We start from the raw sequence: 22073 nt of genomic DNA, 5'->3' as shown, positions 1-22073 counted from the left end.
TATTAATTACGAATCAGATAATCAAATGCACCTAACGAAGCAGTTGCACCAGAACCCATGGAAATAATGATTTGCTTATAAGCGCTGTCTGTACAATCTCCAGCTGCAAATACACCTGGCAGGCTTGTAGCGCCATGCTTATCAACAAGAATTTCACCCATTCTGTTACGCTCCACTGTGCCTTCTAACCAATCTGTATTAGGAACTAGACCAATTTGGACGAACACTCCTGCAAGCTCGATATGTTTTTCTTCACCGGTTTCGCGTTCAACATAAGTAATACCGTTAACTTTATCAGTACCAGTTATTTCTTTTGTTTGAACATTTTTAAGAACTGTAACATTTGGTAGGCTGTTTAAGCGTTCTTGTAAAACAGAGTCTGCTTTTAATTCCGACATATATTCAAGAACTGTTACGTGTTTCACAATTCCTGCCAAGTCGATAGCAGCTTCAATTCCTGAGTTACCGCCACCGATTACAGCGACGTCTTTTCCAGTAAATAATGGTCCATCACAGTGTGGACAATATGCTACACCTTTGTTCTTAAACTCTGCTTCTCCCGGTACGCCAACATTGCGCCAGCGAGCACCAGTTGATAGAATAACAGATTTACTTTTCAGAACGGCGCCATTTTCCAATTCGATTTCTATTAAGTCTTTTTTCTCTAAACGCTTAGCACGTTGAAGGTTCATAACGTCAATGTTATATTCTTTTACATGCTCTTCCAGACTTGCTGCAAGCTTTGGACCTTCTGTTTGTTTCACACTAATGAAGTTTTCAATAGCTAACGTATCCATGATTTGGCCACCGAAGCGTTCTGCAACGATACCAGTGCGGATTCCTTTACGTGCAGCGTAGATTGCAGCACTTGCACCAGCTGGACCACCGCCAACTACTAATACATCAAATGGTTCTTTATCAGCAAATTCAGAAGCATCAGCTGTGCTGCCCATTTTTGCTAAAATTTCTTCTAATGACATACGACCGCTGCCAAAAGATTCCCCGTTAAGGAAAACGGTAGGAACTGCCATGATATCTTTGCTTTCTACTTCTTCTTTAAAAGCTGCCCCATCAATCATTGTATGTGTGATACCAGGGTTTAAAAGACTCATCACATTCAACGCTTGTACTACATCCGGACAGTTATGGCAAGTTAAGCTAATGTAAGATTCAAAGTGGAATTCACCTTTGATTGCTTTAATTTGATCGATTACTTTTTGATCGACTTTAGGAGCTCTACCACTTACTTGAAGTAAAGCTAATACTAAAGAAGTGAATTCATGTCCTAGAGGGATACCAGCAAAAGTAATTCCAGTATCTTCGCCAACACGATTTACACTAAAACTTGGTGTTCTTTCTAATTCAGCAGTTTCTACTTTGATATGAGCTGACATAGTAGCTAGTTCATCAACTAGGGCTAGCATGTCACGGGATACTTCATCCGATCCCGTGCTAACCTTAAGAACAACATCGCCTTCCATCATTTGCAGATATTGGTTCAGCTGCCCTTTAATTTCATTATCTAGTAACATATGGAGCCACTCCCTTAAATTTTGCCAACAAGGTCTAGGCTTGGCTTAAGTGTAGTGCTGCCTTCTTGCCATTTAGCTGGGCAAACTTCACCTGGATTGTTGCGAACATATTGTGCAGCTTTAATTTTGTTTACTAGTGTGCTTGCGTCACGGCCGATACCGTCTGCATTGATTTCAACCGCCTGGATTTTACCATCTGGATCGATAATGAAAGTTCCGCGATCTGCCAGACCAGCTTCCTCGTTAAGAATGTCAAAATCACGAGAAATTCTTTGTGTTGGGTCACCGATCATTATGTACTCGATTTTGCCGATTGCCTCTGAATGATCGTGCCATGCTTTGTGAGTGAAATGAGTGTCTGTTGAAACAGAGTAAACTTCTACTCCAAGATCCTTCAATGTTGCATATTCGTTTTGTAAGTCTTCTAATTCAGTTGGACATACGAAAGTAAAATCAGCTGGGTAGAAGCAGAAAATACTCCATTTACCTTTTAAGTTTTCTTCTGTTACTTCAATAAATTCACCGTTATGAAATGCCTGAGCTGTAAATGGTGAAACTTCTTTTCCAATAATTGACATAATAAAATTCCTCCTAATATGAATAATTTATTACTAGTTTGGACAAATAATCCAAACTTATGCAAATAATAATTATTACAATTCAACATTTATTATTATATAAACTTAATTATTTTGTCAAGGATAATCTAAAACTTATTAATACTTATTTTAATTTTTATTAATAATAACTCTTGCGTGAATTTGTGAAAAGCAGACAACATAAGTACTGTATTTGCAGTGTTTTTGTTATCGATCTATTAATTTTCATTTATTAAAGATTATTCTCAATTAAGGGGGGCTCGTTCGCCTATCAATAATATAATCAAGCCTTCTATAAAAATAGGAATACCGTTTTCAAAAAATTAAGAAATAAAACTATGTAAAAGAAGAAGAGGCCTTTTTCATAATTAAAGATTTATTGGAGAAACTACTTTGTATCTAACTTAATTGGGTGGGAAACATTATGATACATAAAAGCATAAATATTATTTTGGTTTTGGTTGGATGCTATCTTTTATACCTTATTGTATTCTGTGTTATCGTGCCTTACTTTTACAAGCCTAAGGAAAACTCTTCTTGGAATCCAGCTGTGAACCTCTCGCAGAACGAAGAGAATGTAGTGTCATCTGATAAAGTAGTATTACTTCAAGACAGGGAAGATTCTGGTTTAGCAAGATTGCAGTTAATAAAGAATGCAAAGAAATCTATTGATTTATCTACTTATGCCATTCAAAAAGGTACATATTCTGATTTGTTTTTTGCTTCTCTATTTGAAGCAGCAGATCGTGGGGTAAAAGTACGTATTTTACTGGATGGAATGGTCAATCAATTTAATAAGGATTTACGTTTGTATAGCTATGCTATTTATCAGCATCCGAATATGGAATTAAAGTATTATGAACCCCTACATTTAGGAAAGCCTTGGACTTGGAATAATCGATTTCATGATAAGCTATTTATTATAGATGAAGAACTTGCGTTAGTTGGCGGTAGAAATATAGGAGATAAATATTTTAGTGCACAAGGATCTAAAGGAGCTTCCAATGATCGCGATGTACTTGTGTTTACTGAAAAATTAGAAACAAGTGTGTTAAAGCAGATGAATGTTTATTATCAATATGTTTGGGAACACCCTTTTACAAAAAGTTCCGTAAAGAAACTTTCACAAAGGAAGGAAAAGTTAGGGGAGCGAAAGCGAAAAAGAGCCATCTACTTATTAAAACATGCTAAAGAGGTTTACCCATTGGCGATAGATAAAATGATTAACTGGAAAAAAGATGCATATCCAACGAAAAAAGTTCATTTTCTTTTTAATCCACATCAGCGCTTTAATAAAGATCCTCTTATTTGGAAAGAAATTGTATCACTAAGTGAACAAGCAAAATCCATTTATTTAGAAAGCCCTTATATTGTGCCAACGCAGAAAATGCTGGCATATGTAGATAAAAAGAAAATAGCGGTTGATCATTGGAAGGTCCTAACAAATTCCGTTGCCTCTTCACCGAACTTAGTTGCATTTTCTGGATATTGGGCAAGCAGGAAGGACATTGTTCATTTCGTTGATGAGTTATATGAGTACCAGCCGAAAACGGAATCGCTTCATGGAAAGACGTATATCTTTGATGGGAAAATTAGTTTAATTGGCTCCTATAATCTAGATGCAAGAAGTACTTTTTTAAATACCGAAACAATGGTATTGATTGATAGTGAAGAATTCGCTCACTTTCTTCAAGAGGAATTAAATAAAACGGTAAATGATCAAAGTCTTCAAGTTTTAGAAGATGGGGCTTATAAATCAGATGATAAAGTGAAGGAAACAGAAGCAGGTTTTTGGAAGAAACTGACGGTAAGGGCATTGTCCTTTTTCGTAAAGCTGGTGGACTTTTTAGTGTAGGCTATTTTCTAGAAAATAGCCTCTGTGTTTCACGTGAAACGCAGAGGCATGATTATTATCCTTAATAAAGGACCATATTTCCTGTATTCTTAGCATGGGTTTCTGCCTTTTTTAAAAGCAAGACAGAGGCAGCGGCAAGGATAAGAATAATGGAAAATAAAAGCGAATATTGTCCGACCATTTGCGTAAAACCTTTTCCATTCAGCACAAGATCTCGAAAGATATCTAGTACATAAGTTAGTGGAAAAAGGTAGGCAATTGCTTTCCCCCAGATTGGAAAGGCAAGGATTGGAATACGTACACCAGAGAAGAATTGCATTGGTTCCTCAAAAATGGTAAAAAGGATTCCAGCATCTCGCGAAAAGAGAAAGACAATATTTAAAAATCCCCCCCAAACAATGGCAGATACACTAAGAAGAAATAAGGCAAGTGGGACATTTGCCCAATAAATTTCAGCCGCCTTTCCTGTAACAATAAGCACCAATAGAATGAAGGTAGTGAATAGCCATACGGCTTCAAGCAAATTTCCAGCTGCGCGTGCAAACATGATAGTTAAACGATTTGCAGGTGTAAGAAAGATGAGCTCAAGTGTACCAGCCTGACGCTCGTAGCTCATATTCCAAGCGGATTGAACGAGACTCCAGAAGAAAATATATCCTAAGTACCCAGTTAGTAAAAACATAGTGATTTGGTCAACATCCATATAGGCCGATAGCGGACTAGATTTCGTTAGGTTAAAAGGTTTAAAGGAATAATAAGACGTAATAAACAATAAAGCTGGCCATAAGAGTAAGGAAAAATAGATAAACTTGTTATGAAAATTATGTTTATGACTTTTAGCCATTTCTGCTTGTAAAATAGAAAACAACTTTATGCAGATTTCTCCTTTGCTAAGGTTAGAATCGCATCTTCTAATCTTGGCCGCTTAAGCTCCAGCTTTAGGATTGGAACAGATTCATTCATACAAATATTAATAAGGAAAGAAGTGGGATCATATGGTGCATCGACAAGAATCACTGTGCTCTCTGTCAGCCAATTAAACTGAATGCTGCAATCGACTAATGCTTGTTTGAGTTTATTTTGCACATTTGCTGATAGGGAACTTGTTTCCATCCTCAAATGATAGCTTTTTACAACAGATGAAATAATTTTTTCTGGTGTGCCATCTAAAATAATCGATCCCTTTTCAATAATATAGATGCGATCACAAAGCTCCTCCACTTCTTCGAGGTAATGACTTGTTAATAAGATTCCTTTGTCTTCCTGCTTTGCTAAGTTTTTCACTAATCCTCTCAATTGTTTGGCTACTGGTGCATCCAGGCCAAGCGTTGGTTCATCAAGAAATAAATATTTAGGATCATTAATAAGTCCTCTCGCAATTTGGAGCCTTTGCTTCATCCCTTTAGAATATAGTTCTACTGGAATATCTTTTGCCTCTTTTAATCCAACTTGATCGAGAAGATAGGCGATGCGTTTTTCCAGCTCTAGACCTGATAGTTGATAGAGCTTTCCGAAATATCGAAGGTTTTCGGATCCAGTCAGCCGCCAATATAGCATTCTTTCTCCGCCAGCAATCATATTAATGTGCTTTTTTACTTTCATTGCCTCTTTTACAGCATCAAAACCATCAATCGTTATTTGTCCCTCTGTTGGATTTAGTAAGGTACTGAGCATTTTAATGGTTGTAGTTTTTCCAGCCCCATTTAAACCGAGCAAGCCAACGATTTCTCCTTCTTTAATAGAGATGTTCAAATCTTTAACAGCACAAACAACTTGCTTTTCTGAACGGAAAAAATTCTTTCTTTTTTTCACTGTGTAATACTTACTAATTCCTTTTGCTTCGATCATTTTTCTCACTCCTTATCCAAAATGCTTTTCTAGTACGTATTTCTCCATTTTTTTCATCAAATATGAGCCCATTGGTAAATAAATTAATCCAAGCGCCGCCATTTTTAGTAATGGAGCCAAAAGCTCATGAAGTGGGGTCCCCTCTATCCAGACCATTCGTAAAGCATCAATCCCATAGGTGAGTGGCATGACTTGGCTGACCCACCTTACTCCCTCTGGTAAAAAGTCGCTGGGAAAAGTGATGCTGCAAACAAGTCCCATAAGGACAAATAAAGTGTTCTGCGTGATATATGTATCTCGAAAGTAGAGCATAAACGATCCTAATACTAATGCCATCGAAAAGGTGGAAAGAATCAAAATGGTAAGAACAATTATGACATGAAGCCAGTTTATTCCTTGTAAATGCAAGCCGAATAGAGAGCCAGCTGCAATAATCACAAGGAATTCCAACATAATTCTAATCAACCCTTGCGCTACATAGCCGAGAAAATATCCCTTTCTAGTCGATGGTGTTAGAAGAAGGGATTCTAGGGTCCCTTCTCGCAGTTCTGTGATAAGTGTCCGACTTGTAATCATTAAAAGAGACACTGAAAAGGAATAAAGTAATCCACCTAAAATGCAGTAGGAAAGATAGTCATCTGTCCCCGCATAAGCAGAGAAACTGGATGATAATTCTCCTTTAAAAACAAAAAAATAGGTAAGATAGGCAAAGACAATAATATAAATGGCGCTTAATATATGACCTAGAAAAAAAGACCAAGGAAAAGCTCTTTTCATCACGAGATAATTTCGCCAAAAAGTAGCAGAAATGCTCAACCACATTTATGTATCCTCCTTTTGACCAAGGGAAGGCTAATCAAAAAACTGATTTAAGTCGACCTTCAGTTGGTCTAATTTTTGCAAATTTGTTTCATAAAACACAAAGTGTCCATGTCTTTCCCCTTTTATTAAGCACGCCTTTTCTAAGATTTTTAGATGCTTAGAAATTGTGGCCTTTGCAAGCCCGGTAGATTCAGATAATTGCAGTGTACAAAAGGGATGCCGGGACATTTGTCTTAATAATTGTAATCTCGTTTTGTCCCCTAATGCAGAGAGAGTAGAAAGCAAGTCTATTGGGACTATATCTTGACTAGCTCCCAGCTGATTAGGAAAGGAGACATGCAAATAAACAATGATGGCAGGAACCTCTAAGCCAACTAAGAGATGTGGAGCGATAAAGCTGGATGGGTATATCGTCAATGTTTCTATCTCTTCATAAGCAAAAATCCAGGTGTCTGCTTTATAAAACCGTATCGATTTTTGATCAAGTTTGAAGCGTGGATGGATAGCGTTGATCGCTTCATAGGGATTTGCTGCTATTGCCTTTTTTAATTCATGAACAGATTTAACTAACCACGGCTCCATTCGGTATAATTCGCGCGCAAAATAATTTTGCTGGTAATCATAGAGCAAATCGCAAAGGAGATTCCGATAATAATTAGGTTTTTTTAAAACCTTTTGTTGATTTGTATTTGCGTCTGTAAAATTGCTTTTACCTATCAGGAAAGCAAGAAATTGCTGTTCTGGCAGTAAACGTAATCGTTCAATGGCTTCCTCAACATGCTTCTCTTCCAATAAAAGATAATCATTCAAATCGAGAAAATTAAGCCATTCATTACTAATTTCCCCAAAAAATCGAATCATTTTCCAATGCTTTTTTGATATTTCTTCTTTTGTTTTTTCTGCCCAGTCTAGCCTCGTCAGGTGATGAGCTGGATTGTGTAAAACATGTAAACTTGTTAACAATTCACGAAAGGGGGAGTAAATGACACGTACATGTTTTTTAATCCAAATGTTTACTTTGTCCATGGATCTCTTCCTTTTATTTTGATTCGCTATTTAGCGAATCAAATTGATAATTTTGCAAAATTATTCAGTATTTTATAGAGAGAGGTAGGATTTGTCAATGGGGAATTATTCTTTACTGTGAAAGCTGGCATTTAGGAAGGGGATGAAAGGCACATAGCCATTATAGAAAAGAAAACCCGTACCGAGATTTCGATACGGGTTAAGAAAACAAGAGAGTTCATTACGGTAAAAAAGTATGGATGAGATCCATACATGATTCCAATACTTCTTCTGGAGCTTCGTCTCGCTTATTGAAATTTCTTGCTCGCCAGTTTACGCTCCTTAATTGGTCTGTTAATATATACCCTGTAATATTTAGTCCAGGAGGCAAGGCTACTTCAAACGGCCAATCTCCGCTTCGCGTGCGAATCGGACAGACGATAGCAAGACCTGTTGCGTAATTAAAAGATTCGGGACTTAAAATAATACAAGGGCGATGACCGGCTTGCTCCACCCCTGATTGCGGATTGAAGTCTAAAAAGCCGATATCCCCCTTTTTAGGAACAGCGTTATTCAAATGTATTCCTTCCCTTCTGGTTTGCCAAAGTCATAATCTAAATGTGGATTGGGTCTCCCTTTTATTTTGGCTAGTAGATCATCTAATGTAGGTTTCGTTTTAGCGGGGCGGATCATGATTCCGTCATCACATAATTGAAGTTCTATTTCGGAACCGTTATCTACCCCAATGTTTTTAGCAAGATGAGTAGGAATGCGGACGGCTAAACTATTTCCCCATTTTTGAAGGGTTGTCATATGTTTTCCTCCTTTTTTGTCATGTGAACTTTTATTCTGGTTTCCTACTTTGTCGTTGTAAACCATTCTATCATCTCGTTTCTACATTGTATATACATATACATATCCAAATCAGTAGAAAAGAATACGATATTTTGCAGAAATGAGTAAAAAGTCCACATTCCCTTCGTCATTTTCTTGTTTCACATAGATTATCGGTCAGGAGCGTAGCGACTGGCTGGCTTGATTTTGCTCCGTCTATCAAAAAGAAAACCCCTACCATAAAATAATATAGGTTTCTATATTTGCATAGCATACAGATCATTCAAACAATCAGAGCAGGTTCCAGCAGTACAATGACTACACCCCATCGCAGTCATTCGAGCAGCTGTTCGAGAAAGGGGTATTTATCCAGAGACTCTCCCTTCGAAATCAACTATCTGCCAAAAAAATTATATATAAATATTACCAATATCTATCAAATCTCTAATACGGGATTGGTTCCAATGCGGAAGAGGTATCTTACATATAGCCAAATTTTAAAAGATAACTAGTAACTTAAACTGCCCATCTTAAAAGGGGAGAGAAGGGGGATGAAGATGTTTACTCTAAGTGATCTCGACAAATTTGTATGGGCCTTTTTCGTCGTTTTGCCTATTGTTAATTTAGTTCATGCTGCCGGGCATCAACTCTTTGTATGGATATTTGGGTTGAAGGGCGATTTAACGATTGGCAGGGGAAAAAGACTGTTTTCTATAGGGTGTATGCATATTCATGTACTTTATTTTGTAGATGCTGCCTGCCACTATAAAGGGATAGAGAAGAAAAAAAGATGGCAGCAGACATTGATTCATGGGGGAGGTGTATTATTTAACTTATTGTCGATTCTAGTCGTTAATTCTTTAATCATTCAGGATGTTCTACCAAAAAGCTCATTTTTCTATCAGTTTGTTTATTTTTCCTTTTATTTTATTTTTTTTGCCGTGCTTCCTTTTAATTATGGAGAAGATTCTCCGAACGATGGCAAATCAATTCTATTGATATGGAAGCAAAAAAAGTAAAGGAGAAAGTTAATGTTTTCGGAATATTTATAGCTTGTTTTGGGTACATGACAATTAACTCTAGGTTCTATTGAAGTGAGAAGGAGGAATAAAGTTATGTTAAATCAAGCAAGGAAAGAAGAATGGAATATTGTAAAAGGAATTGCTCCTAATGTAGATAAGGAAGCATTATTTAATAATAAGAGAAAAGTATTCCTATTTGGATCGCCAAGTTATACGAATATTGGGGATCAAGCTATTGCCTATGCTGAGGAGAAGTTTATTAAAAATTGTTTTCCTTACTATGAATATATTGAAATTATGGACTATGCAACAGAAGAGGGAATAGAGCTAGTCAAAAAGATTATAAGCGAAGATGATATTGTTTGTTTTACAGGTGGAGGAAATCTCGGAAGTTTATACGTAGATATTGAGGAAGATCGTAGAAAAGTAGTTTCATCCTTTAAAGACTACAAAACAATTGTTTTTCCACAATCCGCCTTTTTTGAGGATACAGAGGAAGGTAGAGAAGAGAAGCGGAAAAGCCAAGAGGCATACAATCAAAATCCTAATCTAACTTTAGTAGCAAGAGAGAATCAAACTTTAGATATTTTAAAAGAAACCTTCCAGGCAAATGTTATTTACACTCCAGATATGGTATTATCTCTGTCTATTGAGCCAAGAGAGCTGGAACGTGATGGTGTTCTATTTGTTCTAAGAGCAGATAAGGAGAAGGTGACAGAAGAAAGCTTTGTTTCCGACTTAATGGACTTATTTGGAAAAACGGAGTCTGTAGAGCGGACAGATACAGTTTTATCAGAGGTTGATGTGATTGATTATGCGGACCGTGAAAAGTACTTCTTAAAAACGCTTGATAAAATTGGTTCCAAAAAGTTAATCATTACAGATCGGTTGCATGCTATGATCTTTTCTATTATCACTAAGACACCTTGTCTAGTGTTCGGAAATAGCTATGGAAAAGCAAAACATTCTTATAATGATTGGCTGCATGAGTTATCCTTTATTGAATATACTGATAACAAAGATCTAAATGACATACCAGCAATGGTAGAAAGACTGCAAAATGCAGAGCCGAATAAGATTGATGTAATGGAAGATTTCCAAGTACTAAAAGACTTTTTTAAAGGATAAGTTCCAATGAACGTGGGGAGATCTAACGGAGGTAAAAGAGGAAAGAATGTCAATATAAAACATTGATATTACTTAAATCTTTGCACTTTGTTGGGTCTTTTTTATTGTGTTTTGTGAAACGTTTCTACTAATAATATTAAATATATTAATTAGAAAACGCTTGCAAGTTAATTTTTCGTGATATATACTAACTTATATCGAAACGTTTCTATAAAATTCATCTGAAAATGGAGGGAACAAGAATGAATTTCAAAAAGAAATTTGCATTGCTAGGAACCACAGCATTACTTGCAGTAGGATTAATGGCGGGATGTTCTGATAGTAAAAATGATGCTAGTGACTCAGAAGTACTAACCGTTTGGGGAATGGGAGATGAAGTGAAGCAGCTCCCTAAAATGGCGGAGGAATTTACGAAAGAAACAGGCATTGAAGTAAAAATTCAAGCAATCCCCTGGGCTAGTGCTCATGATAAATTACTGACAGCCGTAGCTTCGAAGGAAGGACCTGATGTCCTTCAAATGGGCACTACTTGGATGCCGGAGTTTCAAGAAGCTGGTGCATTGGCGGATATGGGGCCATTTATTGATAAAAATGATCATTTAAAGCCAGAAAACTTTTTCGAAGGGTCAGTAGAAACAACCAAGTTTGATGATAAGTATTACGGGATTCCATGGGCGGCAGAAACGAGAGTTTTATTCTATCGTACGGATATTTTAGAATCCGTTGGATATAAAGAGGCGCCTAAAACATGGGCAGAGCTTGAAGACGCCGCGAAGAAATTATCAGAACGAGGAGACAATATGTATGGTTTAAATGTCGATTCGAAAGAACAAACACTTGGTTTCATGTTTGCACGACAAAATGGTTCTGAATTACTGTCAGATAAGGAAGAAGCGCGATTTAACCAAGCGCCGTTTGTAGAAGCAGTGACGTTTTTAAATGATATGATCCAAAAAGGTTATGCGCCTAAACAGGACTTAGGAATGGATGTTTCGCAAACGTTCTCAGGAGATGCTATTGTACCAATGTTTATTAGTGGTCCGTGGATGGTGAAAACAGTCAATGATACAGTGCCGGATATCGAAGGCAAATGGGCAACTGCCGTTCTTCCTGCTGGAAAAGATAATAATGATTCTAGTCTTGGTGGATCGAATTTAACCATATTTGAACATTCGAAGAAAAAAGATCAAGCGGCACAATTTATTGATTTTATGGTCAGCAAGGAAAACCAATTAAAGTGGTTAGAATTAACAAATGCCATGCCAACAGTAAAAGAAGCGTGGAAGGATGAAAAGCTAGCCGGAGATCCATTATATGAAGTATTTGGAGCACAAATGGAAGATTCTCATCCCATGCCATTGATTCCAGAATTTGAAGAAATCGCTCAAAACTATTTGAAGCATTTTGAGAAAATTTATTTAGGTGGAGCAGATGTACAGACAGAGATGGATGAATTTAATGCAGAATCAGAAAAGGTTTTAAGTAAATAAATGAGCAGAAAGGAGTATCTAAAACATTAGAGGAAGCTATCTGAATAAACCGTTCGATTAGAAAAATATCTTTCTAATCTGAATGTGTTAAAAGGAATCTTTCTCTAAAGAGATGCTCCTTTCTATTTAAAGTAAAGGAAGTGCTTTAAAATTGAGAAACTTTACTAGTAAAAGAGCCCCATATTTATTCATTTCTCCTGCATTGCTCTTACTAATGTTGTTTTCCTTAATTCCTATAGTTGTAGCTTTTTTTATTAGTTTTACAGATATCAGCTTAGTTGGATTAGCGGATTGGTCACAGATCAATTTTGTGGGATTAAGTAATTACAAGGAAATCTTAACAGATCCTGTTTTCCTCAAGTCTATTGGAAATACCTTGTTTTATGTAGTGATTGGTGTGCCTTTAGTTATCGCCTGTTCCTTAGGAATCGCGGTTATGATTAACTTCGGGGAAAATAAAATATTTCAATTTTTTCGGTTGATTTTTTATACGCCGTCGATAACAAATGTGGTCGCCGTAGCAGTGGTTTGGAGTTATCTTTATAACCCGAGCTTTGGATTTTTAAACTATTTACTGTCTCTTATCAATGTTTCTCCAGTACCGTGGCTGCAAGATCCGACAATGGCGAAAGTGTCATTAATTATTCTTGCTTTATGGCGAGCAATTGGTACGAATATGATTATTTTTTTAGCGGCTCTTCAAGGTATACCGAAAGAATATTATGAGGCTGCCTCATTAGATGGCGCTAATCGACGTCAACAATTATTTCAAATTACGATACCAATGCTTAAGTTTGCAACTTTCTTTGTAACGATTACGACGATGATTGGCTGGCTCCAGTTTTTCGAAGAACCGTTTATTATGACCAATGGCGGGCCTTTAGATAGTACTACTTCCGTTGCGTTATTTATTTACCGGAACGGGTTCCAATTTAGTAAGTTTGGTTATGCAGCGGCAGGGTCATTTATTTTATTTATTGCGATTATTATCGTTACCTTGATTCAATTCCGCATTCAGCGTAAGAGTGATGAAGAATCATTATAGGAGGAAATAGCTATGCATACATCTCAAAAGCAAATGAGAACTTCAAAGTGGATTGTTGGAATTATTCTTACTGTTGGCGGATTTTTTATGGTCTTACCATTTATTTGGATGCTGCTTTCTTCCCTGAAAACGGATGCAGAAATTATGCAGTTTCCTCCAACTATTTGGCCGCAGGAGATTACCTTTGCTAATTTTAAAGAATTGTTTTTAGCGTTTAACTTTGCCGTGTATTTAAAAAATACATTAATTATCGTCCTATGCTCATTTGGCGGACTAATTTTGAACGCGATGGCAGGATACGGCTTTGCAAAATATAACTTCAAGGGAAAGAATATTCTCTTTTATTTAGTGCTTGCGACAATGATGATACCTGGGCAAGTCACAATGATTCCAGTCTATTTGATTTTAAACGCAATGGGTTTAACAAATACAATGGCAGGGATTGTTCTTCCGGGTCTAGTGGGGGCTTTTGCCATTTTCCTATTCCGTCAGTTTATGTCTACTATATCGAACGAATTATTAGAAGCTGCTCGATTAGATGGTGCGAGTGAATGGAAAATATTTTGGAAAATAATTATGCCTGTTTCACGCCCGGTTATAGCTGTGCAGGGAATATTGACCTTTATCGGTGCGTGGAATTCCTTCTTATGGCCGCTAATTATGGCGAATGATGAAAAGTATTATACATTATCTGTTGGTCTACAGCTTTTAAAAGGACAATATGCAAGCAATTATGCTCTGCAGATGGCTGGTTCTACCTTTATGATTATTCCAATCATTATTGTATTCATGATATTCCAAAAATACATCCTGCAAGGATTCAATGTATCAGGATTGAAGTAAGGAGCATGTAAATGAGACAAGAAGATTTAGTTAAATTAGTGGATGAAATGACAGTAGAGGAAAAGGTAGATCAGCTTCTACAGCTTTCTGCCGATTTTTATACAAAAAAAAGTGAAGAAATGACAGGACCTTTAACTGATTTAGGGTTAACAGAAGAAAATATCAAACAAGCTGGCTCTACATTAGGTTTATCGGGAGCTGAAGAAGCTATTCGTATCCAAAAGGAATATATGAAAAAGCATCGCTTAGGAATTCCAACCTTAATGATGGCTGACATTATCCATGGATTTCGAACGATTTTCCCCATTCCTTTAGGTTTAGGGAGTTCCTGGAGTTTAGAAGCTGCGGAAAAAATGGCGCGAATTTCTGCATTAGAAGCTAGTGTATCTGGTTTACATGTAACCTTTTCACCGATGGTTGACTTAGTGCGCGACCCTAGATGGGGGAGAGTGATGGAATCAACAGGAGAAGATGCTCATTTAAATAGTGAATTTGCGAAAGCGTTAGTGCACGGCTATCAAGGAGAAGACTTGAAAAGCGATACAGAACGACTAGCGGCCTGTGTAAAGCATTTTGCTGCATATGGTGCTCCAGTGGGAGGAAGAGACTATAATACGGTCGATATGTCTGAACGGCAACTAAGGGAAAGCTATTTACCGAGTTACAAAGCTGCTATTGATGCAGGTGCTAAATTAGTAATGACCTCCTTTAATACAGTGGACGGGATTCCCGCAACTGGGAATGAGTGGCTTTTTAGAAAAATATTAAGGGAACAGTTTGGTTTTGATGGGGTAGTAATATCTGATTGGGGAGCAGTGAAGGAATTGATTGCTCATGGCGTAGCTGGAAATGAAAAAAAGGCTGCGGAGCTTGCCATAAAGGCAGGAGTAGATATTGAGATGATGACCACTTGTTATGCTCACTATTTAAAGGAGTTAGTAGAGGAAGAAGTAGTAGACGAAAAACTTTTAAATGAAGCAGTGCTAAGAATTTTAGAATTGAAAAATGATTTAGGGTTATTTGAAAATCCTCATCGCGGAGCAGATGCGGATCGGGAAAAAGAAGTAATACTGTCACAATCTCATCGAAATGCATCCAGAGAAATAGCAGCAAAATCAATTGTATTGCTAGAAAACAATGGAGTCCTGCCGTTATCTGCCGATCAAAAAGTAGCAGTTGTCGGACCGGGAGCAGATTCACAGGATATTTTAGGAGCTTGGTCATGGCAAGGGAAAATGGATGAAGCTGTGTCGTTACTTGAAGGGATGCAAACGAAATCTGCTAATATTCTCTCAGCAGAAGTACCTTGTGATTACTTTGAACTATCAGAAGACATGATTTCAAGTGCACTAAAAGCAGCGAGTCATGCAGAAGTCGTTGTATTAGCTTTAGGGGAACAAGAATGGATGAGTGGAGAGGCGGCCAGCCGAAGTAATATTTCCTTGCCGAAAGAACAGATAAAGCTTTTTAAGCAATTAAAGGATACAGGTAAACCGATAATCGTTACGCTGTATAATGGCCGACCGTTAGATATTAGTGAGCTAGATGGAGCAGCTGCCATTTTAGAAGCGTGGTTCCCTGGTACAGAAGGTGGAAATGCACTAAGTGACATTTTATATGGAGATGTAAACCCAAGTGGACGTTTAAGCATGAGTTTCCCAGAAAATGTGGGGCAAGTGCCAGTTTACTACAATGGAGATAATACAGGTCGTCCTTATGAAGAGAATCCGGACGAAAAATATGTTTCTAAATACTTGGATGTTTCAAATTATGCACGTTATCCATTTGGCTATGGATTAAGCTACAGCGAAGTTGTTTATAACAATTTGCAAGTAGATAAAGAGACCATATCGGAGAATGAAGCCGTGACAGTTACGGTGGAAGTGGAGAATAGAGGCAACTATCCTGTCACAGAAACGGTCCAGCTTTATATTCGTGATCTAGTCGGAGAAGTGGTGCGTCCTGTTAAGGAATTAAAGGACTTTAAGCAAGTTTATTTAGAAAACGGAGAAAAGCAAGTGGTAACATTTATTATTTCGGAGAAGCAGCTTCGATATACCCACAGAAATATGCAATTCATCAGTGATGATGGCGATTTTGAAGTAATGGTTGGTCCAAATAGCATAGAACTTCAATCAAAATGTTTTAAATTAAAAAAGATAAGAGGATAGGGATGAAGATATGAATACTCAAATAGTTACATTGAATGGGAATAATACGACATTTTCATTTCTTCCTAGCGGGGATATATATGAGATTTGTCATAAGGATATAATGGTTAACCAACTCATAGGGAATTTATTAGATGGCAGTGCTAACCAGATCTATTTGCGTGTGTTTAAAAATGGGACAATTCTTTCAACACCATTACTAGGTATTCAATCGGATAGCAAGCTGGCAGTAGGTGAGCGTGTATTAATTTGGAATGGCACCTTTCAAGGAGTATCCTATGAAGTTAAATTTATATTAACTTTACAGGATGTATGGTTCTGGGAAGTTTCTTTACAAGGGAATCAAACAGTAGACTTATTATATGGACAGGATATTGGCATTGCGGCAAAAGGAGCCGTTCAATCAAATGAAGCGTATGTGTCTCAATATATCGATCATTACATCGATTCACAGCACGGATATACAATTTGCTCCAGACAAAATCAGCCGCAAGAGGGTAAATTTCCGTATCTACAACAAGGATGTTTGCAAAAAACAATTGGATTTAGTACAGATGGATACCAATTCTTTGGAAAGTCCTACAAAGAAACAAATATTCCTGAGGCATTACAGAGAGAAAGCCTTCCAACAGAGGTTTATCAGTATGAAATGGCTTATGCGGCCCTGCAAACAGAGAAACGAAATGTACAAGAGAAGCAATCGTTCGTTTTTTATGGTTCTATCTTGGAAAACCATCCAGCAGCCGTAGAGAAACCTTGTTTTACTACGGAACAAATAGAAAAAATTTGGGTAGAAGCAAGCAAGTTGGAACAGGTTACAAAACCAGTAAATAAAATGACATGTATCGTTAATCAAGTTATCAAAACAGAAAGGTTGACTCCTGAGGAAATAGATGAGTTATTTGGTATTCAACTAGAAAAAGAGATAGTAGATCAAAAACTTTTGTCCTTTTTTACCGATAATCAACGTCATGTTGTATTAAAGGAAAAGGAAGTTCAAATGGAAAGGCCGCATGGTCATATCCTTTTAAGCGGAACTGACTTAGTAGTAGATAAACCGGTAATGGCTACAACGGTCTATATGTATGGAATTTTTAATTCCCAAATTGTTTTAGGGAACACTACCATGAACAAAATGATGAGCAATAATAGAAATTCACTTAATATAATGAAGAAATCTGGTCAACGGATTTATATAAAAATAAATAATCAGTGGCAGTTATTAGCTATGCCATCTGCATTTGAAATGGGCTTTAATGTTGCTAAATGGTATTACAAGCTTGCGGACGACTTGATTACAGTGACAAATTATACCTCTGTTGAAGAGCATGAGATTAAGCTGAGCATCGAGAGTAAAAAAGGGAAAAAATATGATTTCGTCATTAGTAATCATATTTTAATGAATGATGGAGAGGATTATGTACCGTTTAAATGGGAACAATCAAATCAAGTCATCACATTTAATGGCACACCAAGTTCAACTGTCGATCAAGGCTATCCAGAGCTAACTTATCATATCCATGTTGAACAACCCTTTACGTTGAAGGATGAAACGGTTTTTGTTTCTCTTAAGGAAGAATCTGACTTCCCGCTAGTCATGTTAGAATTGCTGCAAGAACATACCGTAAACCTTACTATTCAGGGGAATTTGCACAGAGGAAATTATCAGCATCATCAAAAGAGCGAAAGTATAGAGACGGAAAGCTATGAACGTTATCTGGATGGATTATTAAATGGTTTTCATATGAAGCATGAGAATCCGCTCATCCAAGAAGAAGTAGAGAGAATGAATCTGCTTAGTAGATGGTATTCTCATAATATGCTAGTCCATTATCTGTCTCCGCATGGGTTAGAGCAATATGGCGGGGCTGCATGGGGAACAAGGGACGTTTCACAGGGGCCGGTGGAATATTTCTTTGCTGTTAATCGCCCTGAAATTGTCCGTGAGATTTTGAAAAAAGTATATGCAAACCAATTCGAAAATGATGGGAATTGGCCGCAGTGGTTTATGTTTGATCGCTTTGAAAAGATTAAAGCAGATGAAAGTCATGGCGATGTTATTGTATGGCCGTTAAAGGTAGTTGGAGATTATTTAACATTTACAGGCGATACGAGCATATTAGCGGAGTCTATTCCATTTACAGATCGGGATACATTTGCGAAAACAGAAAAGTCTTATCCGTTAATGGAGCATGTTAAGAAGCAAATCCACTATATAGAGGAAAATTTTCTGCCGAATACGTTTTTATCCTGTTATGGAGATGGAGATTGGGATGATACATTACAGCCATATGATAGCAGGTTAAAGAAAAATATGGCTAGCAGCTGGACAGTAGCGCTTACCTACCAGACAATCCGTAATTTAGCGAGAGCGTTAGAGAGCTATGATAGTCTGTATGCAGCATACCTTTTTGATTTGGCTAAAAATATTAAAGCGGACTTTAACCGTTTTATATTAAGTACAGATACCATTCCAGGATTTGTCTATATGGAGGATTCGGATCATGTGGAATTAATGATACATCCAGATGATAAAAAAACAAATATTCAATACCGATTATTACCCATGACAAGAAGTATGATTGCGGAATTAATCACACCGGAGATGGCCGAACATCATTATCGAATTATAAAAGAAAATTTATATTTTCCGGATGGAGTGCGGTTAATGAATCGGCCTGCATCTTATAAAGGCGGCGTAAGCACTAACTTTAAACGTGCGGAACAGGCTGCTAACTTTGGAAGGGAAATTGGTTTGCAATATGTACACGCCCATATTCGTTTTACGGAAGCAATGGCGAAGTTAGGGAAAGCAGAAGAAACATGGAAAGGATTAAATACGATTAATCCAATTGGTCTTAAAGATCGTGTAGAAAATGCAGCTATTCGGCAGAGTAATGTTTATTTCAGCAGTTCTGATGGCGATTTCAAAACGAGGTATGAAGCACAAGAGAATTTTGGTAAACTTAAAAATAGCGGTATTCCTGTAAAAGGCGGCTGGCGTATATACTCCAGCGGGCCAGGAATTTATATTAATCAGTTAATAAGCAATGTGTTAGGGATTCGCCAAACAGCTGCAGAGGTTATTATTGATCCAGTTCTGCCAGAAAGCTTAAATGGTTTAACTGTAACATTTCAATTATTAGATAAGCCTGTAGAGATTAAGTATATACTCAGGTCTAAAGATAGGAAGGCGATCTTTAATGGAAATGTTCTAGAGAACAGACTAGAAGATAATCTTTATCGGCAGGGTGGAATATGCTTAAATAAGGAAGCAATGAAGAAAGTATTACAACAAGAAAATATATTAGAAGTATACTGCTAATAGGAAGGGGTGAAGGCAATGGTAGGGATTAAAGATATAGCTAAGGCAGCTGGTGTTTCTATTTCTACCGTATCCTATGCACTAAATGGCAGTCCAAAGGTAACGGAAGCCACTCGTGCAAGAATAACTGCTATTGCAAATGAGCTCAATTATATTCCTAATATGGCAGCGAGAACATTGAAAAAGCAGGAAACAAAAATTATAGCTGTCTATCTTGCAGATTATGGCGGGAGTTTCTATGGAGAGCTATTAGAAGGAATTAAACGGGGTCTTGCCTATTACAACTACGATATGATTGTTTGCAGTGGGCAGAAGTCCCATCTGTTTCTTCCGGAAAGAATGGTAGATGGGGGTATTATTCTAGATTGGACCTTTAGCACGGATGAAATTATTCAATTTGCTAATCGAGGCCACTCTTTAGTTGTGCTGGATCGAGAAATTAGTTGTCCAAATGTTAGAAAAGTGTTATTGGATAATAAAGGCGGAGCAACGCTTGCGGTGGAAAAAATAATTTCAAGTAATCTGGGAAAAGTTTATTTGGTAACAGGTCCAGAAAAAGCGTTTGATAGCCGGCAGAGGCTGGAGGCAAGTGAACGCGAATTAGCACGCTATGGCGTAGAATATGAGGTTATTCCCTCTGCATTTACGGAGGAATCGGGTTATGCAGCAGCAGAAATCATTCATTCGAAGATGACATGCTCACCGATTACTATTTTTTCTTTTAATGATGAAATGGCTGTAGGGATTTATAAATATTTTAAAGATAAAGATAGAAAGATAGGCACAGATATTTCTCTTATTGGATTTGATAATATAGAAATTGGCTCTTTTCTTAATCCGTCATTAGCGACAATTTCTTATTCCAAACATCGTTGGGGAATGGTTGCCGCGGAAAAAGTGGTTCAGTTGATAAATAATGAAGAAGTCGAGGATGAATGGATAATTACCAGTTTTGTAGAAGGAAAATCATTTATTTCTAATAAAAAGTAGGGGTGGAAAAATGGCTGTCTCTAAAGTGAATTTTCGTTCTGAAGTTTTAGGAAAAGCAACTTCTATGAATATTTATCTACCTGATAAAGGGAATAGCCCCCTTATTCCTGTTATCTATCTGTTACATGGCTGGTCTGATGATGACGAAGCTTGGTTAACTGCTACATCACTAGAAAGATATGCGTCAGAGTATGAATTTGCGATTGTGATGCCTCAAGTGGATTTAAGTTACTATGCAGATATGGTAAATGGAAATCGCTATTGGACGTTTTTATCGGAAGAATTACCTGCATTAGTGAGAAAGTGGTTTCGTATTTCCGATCAGAAAGAGGCTAGCTTTGTTGCTGGACTATCCATGGGCGGCTATGGAGCAACGAAATTGGCTCTCACTTTTCCCAATCGCTTCAACAGCTTTGCCTCTTTATCAGGAGCAATGGATGCCGTGGAATTGTGGAAGAGGGATAAAGATAGAGACAAAGCATTTGCAGATATTTTTGGATCTATTCAGCAGCTGGCTGGCAGTGAAAATGACTTATTCTATCTTTTGGAGAAGCTAAAAGAAGATAGCCAGGTGAAAATGCTGCAAATATGTGGTACAGAAGACTTCCTTTATCAGGATAACTTAAAGTTTAGAGAGAAAGCGCAAAAGAAAATAAGAGATTTTCATTATATTGAAATGCCGGGAGATCATAACTGGGCATTTTGGGATAAAACAATTCAGATTGTATTAAAATGGTTTGATGAGAACTATAAAGAAGCGAATAATTAAAAGAAGGGACTGTCCATTTAGGGATAGTCCCTTTGCTGTTTTCATGAAAGAAGGATGCCTCTTTAGGAAAATTATAAATTCCCCAAAATTCTTGTCCCATGAGCTTCTTTCATTCCTAACTCCGAAGAAAGCAACGGCAGGTTAGCAGATGTTATTCCGCCGCCAGGAATAATAATAATTTTTTCAGCAGCATATTCTATATAACTTTTTAGTGCAGGCAGATTGTTCTCTATTCTGGTTGATAGAGGGCCGCCATGCGTTAAAATACGGTGCACGCCATGGGATGCGAGCCAATCAATTGCTTGCCATTTTAGCTGAGGAGCAATTTCATCAAAGGCCATATGAAAGGTAATCTCCATCCCAGCGGCAGCGTCTATGCATTTCTCCAGCGCTTCTTCATCAATCCAGTTAGCTTTATTCAAGCAGCCGATTACAGCTCCATTTATACCAAGCTCTTTAAAAAGGTGGATATCTTGGCGCATAATATCTATCTCATGCTCGTTATAAATAAAGTTTCCGCCTCTTGGGCGAATGATAGCCATCACCTTTGTATTGGTGTTTCTGCAATAGGAAATCGTTTTTGCCGCAACGCCATAGCTTACTGTTGTTCCTCCAACAGAAAGGTTATCGCATAACTCAATTCGATCTGCCCCTTTTTGGATGGCGCTTGGAACAAGTGTGAAGTTTTCTACACATACTTCTTTTATCATTATTGTCACCTACCAATCTAATTAAGATAGTATCATATATGGACATAAAGGAACGGTATAATAAGTGGCTATTGTTTTCTCTTTC

The 22073-nt window shown here is 37.3% G+C and carries 19 protein-coding genes; 10 read left to right on the top strand and 9 right to left on the bottom strand.

Annotated features, from left to right (window positions below; translation table 11 throughout):
• Positions 1-2: 2 nt before the first annotated feature.
• A complete protein-coding gene (gene ahpF, locus NSQ92_RS21860) occupies positions 3-1532 on the bottom strand; it encodes an alkyl hydroperoxide reductase subunit F (RefSeq protein WP_047940950.1) in 1530 nt (509 codons plus the stop codon).
• Positions 1533-1546: 14 nt separating this feature from the next.
• On the bottom strand, positions 1547-2110 hold the full coding sequence (ahpC, locus tag NSQ92_RS21855; protein ID WP_047940949.1) for an alkyl hydroperoxide reductase subunit C: 564 nt from the start codon (positions 2108-2110) through the stop codon (positions 1547-1549).
• A 445-nt stretch (positions 2111-2555) separates the two neighbouring features.
• On the opposite strand from ahpC, the gene NSQ92_RS21850 reads away from it, so the two are divergent.
• Positions 2556-3986, top strand: a complete 1431-nt coding sequence (locus NSQ92_RS21850) for a phospholipase D-like domain-containing protein (protein ID WP_341153227.1) — start codon at positions 2556-2558, stop codon at positions 3984-3986.
• A 61-nt stretch (positions 3987-4047) separates the two neighbouring features.
• Here NSQ92_RS21850 and NSQ92_RS21845 read toward each other — a convergent pair whose 3' ends face one another.
• From NSQ92_RS21845 to NSQ92_RS21820, 6 genes are all read right to left on the bottom strand, one after another.
• The gene (locus tag NSQ92_RS21845) at positions 4048-4860 is read right to left on the bottom strand and encodes an ABC transporter permease (protein WP_095321943.1); all 813 of its coding nucleotides are present in this window, start codon (positions 4858-4860) and stop codon (positions 4048-4050) included.
• On the bottom strand, positions 4857-5834 hold the full coding sequence (locus tag NSQ92_RS21840; protein WP_047940946.1) for an ABC transporter ATP-binding protein: 978 nt from the start codon (positions 5832-5834) through the stop codon (positions 4857-4859). The genes NSQ92_RS21845 and NSQ92_RS21840 overlap by 4 nt, the downstream gene beginning before the upstream one ends.
• Positions 5835-5846: 12 nt before the next feature.
• On the bottom strand, positions 5847-6656 hold the full coding sequence (locus NSQ92_RS21835; protein ID WP_095321944.1) for an ABC transporter permease: 810 nt from the start codon (positions 6654-6656) through the stop codon (positions 5847-5849).
• 30 nt (positions 6657-6686) lie between these two features.
• A complete protein-coding gene (locus tag NSQ92_RS21830) occupies positions 6687-7682 on the bottom strand; it encodes an ArsR/SmtB family transcription factor (RefSeq protein WP_095321946.1) in 996 nt (331 codons plus the stop codon).
• Positions 7683-7902: 220 nt separating this feature from the next.
• Positions 7903-8238, bottom strand: coding sequence for a type II toxin-antitoxin system PemK/MazF family toxin (locus tag NSQ92_RS21825; protein ID WP_061797077.1), 336 nt, complete (start codon positions 8236-8238; stop codon positions 7903-7905).
• Positions 8235-8474: an AbrB/MazE/SpoVT family DNA-binding domain-containing protein gene (locus tag NSQ92_RS21820; protein WP_061797075.1), complete on the bottom strand. Its 240-nt coding sequence runs from the start codon at positions 8472-8474 to the stop codon at positions 8235-8237. The genes NSQ92_RS21825 and NSQ92_RS21820 overlap by 4 nt, the downstream gene beginning before the upstream one ends.
• Before the next feature lie 572 nt (positions 8475-9046).
• Between NSQ92_RS21820 and NSQ92_RS21815 the strand changes: the two genes are divergently transcribed.
• The 9 genes from NSQ92_RS21815 (at position 9047) to NSQ92_RS21775 (ending at position 21278) form a co-directional block, all read left to right on the top strand.
• Complete coding sequence (locus NSQ92_RS21815; protein ID WP_341153226.1) at positions 9047-9514, top strand: hypothetical protein; 468 nt, start codon at positions 9047-9049, stop codon at positions 9512-9514.
• A 96-nt stretch (positions 9515-9610) separates the two neighbouring features.
• Positions 9611-10645 (top strand): polysaccharide pyruvyl transferase family protein, encoded by a 1035-nt coding sequence (locus tag NSQ92_RS21810; RefSeq protein ID WP_047940940.1) that lies wholly within the window; start codon positions 9611-9613, stop codon positions 10643-10645.
• Between the two features lie 242 nt (positions 10646-10887).
• Positions 10888-12135 (top strand): sugar ABC transporter substrate-binding protein, encoded by a 1248-nt coding sequence (locus tag NSQ92_RS21805; protein ID WP_341153225.1) that lies wholly within the window; start codon positions 10888-10890, stop codon positions 12133-12135.
• A gap of 214 nt (positions 12136-12349) precedes the next feature.
• Complete coding sequence (locus NSQ92_RS21800) at positions 12350-13180, top strand: carbohydrate ABC transporter permease (protein ID WP_369988880.1); 831 nt, start codon at positions 12350-12352, stop codon at positions 13178-13180.
• A gap of 12 nt (positions 13181-13192) precedes the next feature.
• Entirely contained in the window at positions 13193-14023 is an 831-nt protein-coding gene (locus NSQ92_RS21795) for a carbohydrate ABC transporter permease (RefSeq protein ID WP_061797067.1), read from the top strand.
• An 11-nt stretch (positions 14024-14034) separates the two neighbouring features.
• Positions 14035-16194: a beta-glucosidase BglX gene (gene bglX / locus NSQ92_RS21790; protein ID WP_251687816.1), complete on the top strand. Its 2160-nt coding sequence runs from the start codon at positions 14035-14037 to the stop codon at positions 16192-16194.
• Positions 16195-16204: 10 nt separating this feature from the next.
• Positions 16205-19519, top strand: coding sequence for a GH36-type glycosyl hydrolase domain-containing protein (locus tag NSQ92_RS21785; RefSeq protein WP_341153224.1), 3315 nt, complete (start codon positions 16205-16207; stop codon positions 19517-19519).
• 18 nt (positions 19520-19537) lie between these two features.
• Positions 19538-20509, top strand: coding sequence for a LacI family DNA-binding transcriptional regulator (locus NSQ92_RS21780; RefSeq protein WP_047940934.1), 972 nt, complete (start codon positions 19538-19540; stop codon positions 20507-20509).
• Between the two features lie 10 nt (positions 20510-20519).
• Positions 20520-21278 (top strand): alpha/beta hydrolase, encoded by a 759-nt coding sequence (locus tag NSQ92_RS21775; RefSeq protein WP_095258300.1) that lies wholly within the window; start codon positions 20520-20522, stop codon positions 21276-21278.
• 71 nt (positions 21279-21349) lie between these two features.
• Here the strand turns inward: NSQ92_RS21775 and NSQ92_RS21770 are convergent, their stop codons facing one another.
• Positions 21350-21988, bottom strand: coding sequence for a copper homeostasis protein CutC (locus NSQ92_RS21770; RefSeq protein WP_047940932.1), 639 nt, complete (start codon positions 21986-21988; stop codon positions 21350-21352).
• Positions 21989-22073: the final 85 nt, after the last annotated feature.

The organism is Niallia sp. FSL M8-0099, from assembly GCF_038006945.1.
GTDB classification, from domain to species: domain Bacteria; phylum Bacillota; class Bacilli; order Bacillales; family Cytobacillaceae; genus Niallia; species Niallia circulans.
This window is presented reverse-complemented; position numbering and strand designations above follow the sequence as displayed.

What these genes read in the sequence shown, in the direction of transcription:
- ahpF (WP_047940950.1), bottom strand. Translation starts at nt 1,532, where the DNA reads ATGTTACTAGATAATGAAATTAAAGGGCAGCTGAACCAATATCTGCAA.
- ahpC (WP_047940949.1), bottom strand. Translation starts at nt 2,110, where the DNA reads ATGTCAATTATTGGAAAAGAAGTTTCACCATTTACAGCTCAGGCATTT.
- NSQ92_RS21850 (WP_341153227.1), top strand. Translation starts at nt 2,556, where the DNA reads ATGATACATAAAAGCATAAATATTATTTTGGTTTTGGTTGGATGCTAT.
- NSQ92_RS21840 (WP_047940946.1), bottom strand. Translation starts at nt 5,834, where the DNA reads ATGATCGAAGCAAAAGGAATTAGTAAGTATTACACAGTGAAAAAAAGA.
- NSQ92_RS21835 (WP_095321944.1), bottom strand. Translation starts at nt 6,656, where the DNA reads ATGTGGTTGAGCATTTCTGCTACTTTTTGGCGAAATTATCTCGTGATG.
- NSQ92_RS21830 (WP_095321946.1), bottom strand. Translation starts at nt 7,682, where the DNA reads ATGGACAAAGTAAACATTTGGATTAAAAAACATGTACGTGTCATTTAC.
- NSQ92_RS21820 (WP_061797075.1), bottom strand. Translation starts at nt 8,474, where the DNA reads ATGACAACCCTTCAAAAATGGGGAAATAGTTTAGCCGTCCGCATTCCT.
- NSQ92_RS21815 (WP_341153226.1), top strand. Translation starts at nt 9,047, where the DNA reads ATGAAGATGTTTACTCTAAGTGATCTCGACAAATTTGTATGGGCCTTT.
- NSQ92_RS21810 (WP_047940940.1), top strand. Translation starts at nt 9,611, where the DNA reads ATGTTAAATCAAGCAAGGAAAGAAGAATGGAATATTGTAAAAGGAATT.
- NSQ92_RS21805 (WP_341153225.1), top strand. Translation starts at nt 10,888, where the DNA reads ATGAATTTCAAAAAGAAATTTGCATTGCTAGGAACCACAGCATTACTT.
- NSQ92_RS21800 (WP_369988880.1), top strand. Translation starts at nt 12,350, where the DNA reads ATGTTGTTTTCCTTAATTCCTATAGTTGTAGCTTTTTTTATTAGTTTT.
- NSQ92_RS21795 (WP_061797067.1), top strand. Translation starts at nt 13,193, where the DNA reads ATGCATACATCTCAAAAGCAAATGAGAACTTCAAAGTGGATTGTTGGA.
- bglX (WP_251687816.1), top strand. Translation starts at nt 14,035, where the DNA reads ATGAGACAAGAAGATTTAGTTAAATTAGTGGATGAAATGACAGTAGAG.
- NSQ92_RS21785 (WP_341153224.1), top strand. Translation starts at nt 16,205, where the DNA reads ATGAATACTCAAATAGTTACATTGAATGGGAATAATACGACATTTTCA.
- NSQ92_RS21780 (WP_047940934.1), top strand. Translation starts at nt 19,538, where the DNA reads ATGGTAGGGATTAAAGATATAGCTAAGGCAGCTGGTGTTTCTATTTCT.
- NSQ92_RS21775 (WP_095258300.1), top strand. Translation starts at nt 20,520, where the DNA reads ATGGCTGTCTCTAAAGTGAATTTTCGTTCTGAAGTTTTAGGAAAAGCA.
- NSQ92_RS21770 (WP_047940932.1), bottom strand. Translation starts at nt 21,988, where the DNA reads ATGATAAAAGAAGTATGTGTAGAAAACTTCACACTTGTTCCAAGCGCC.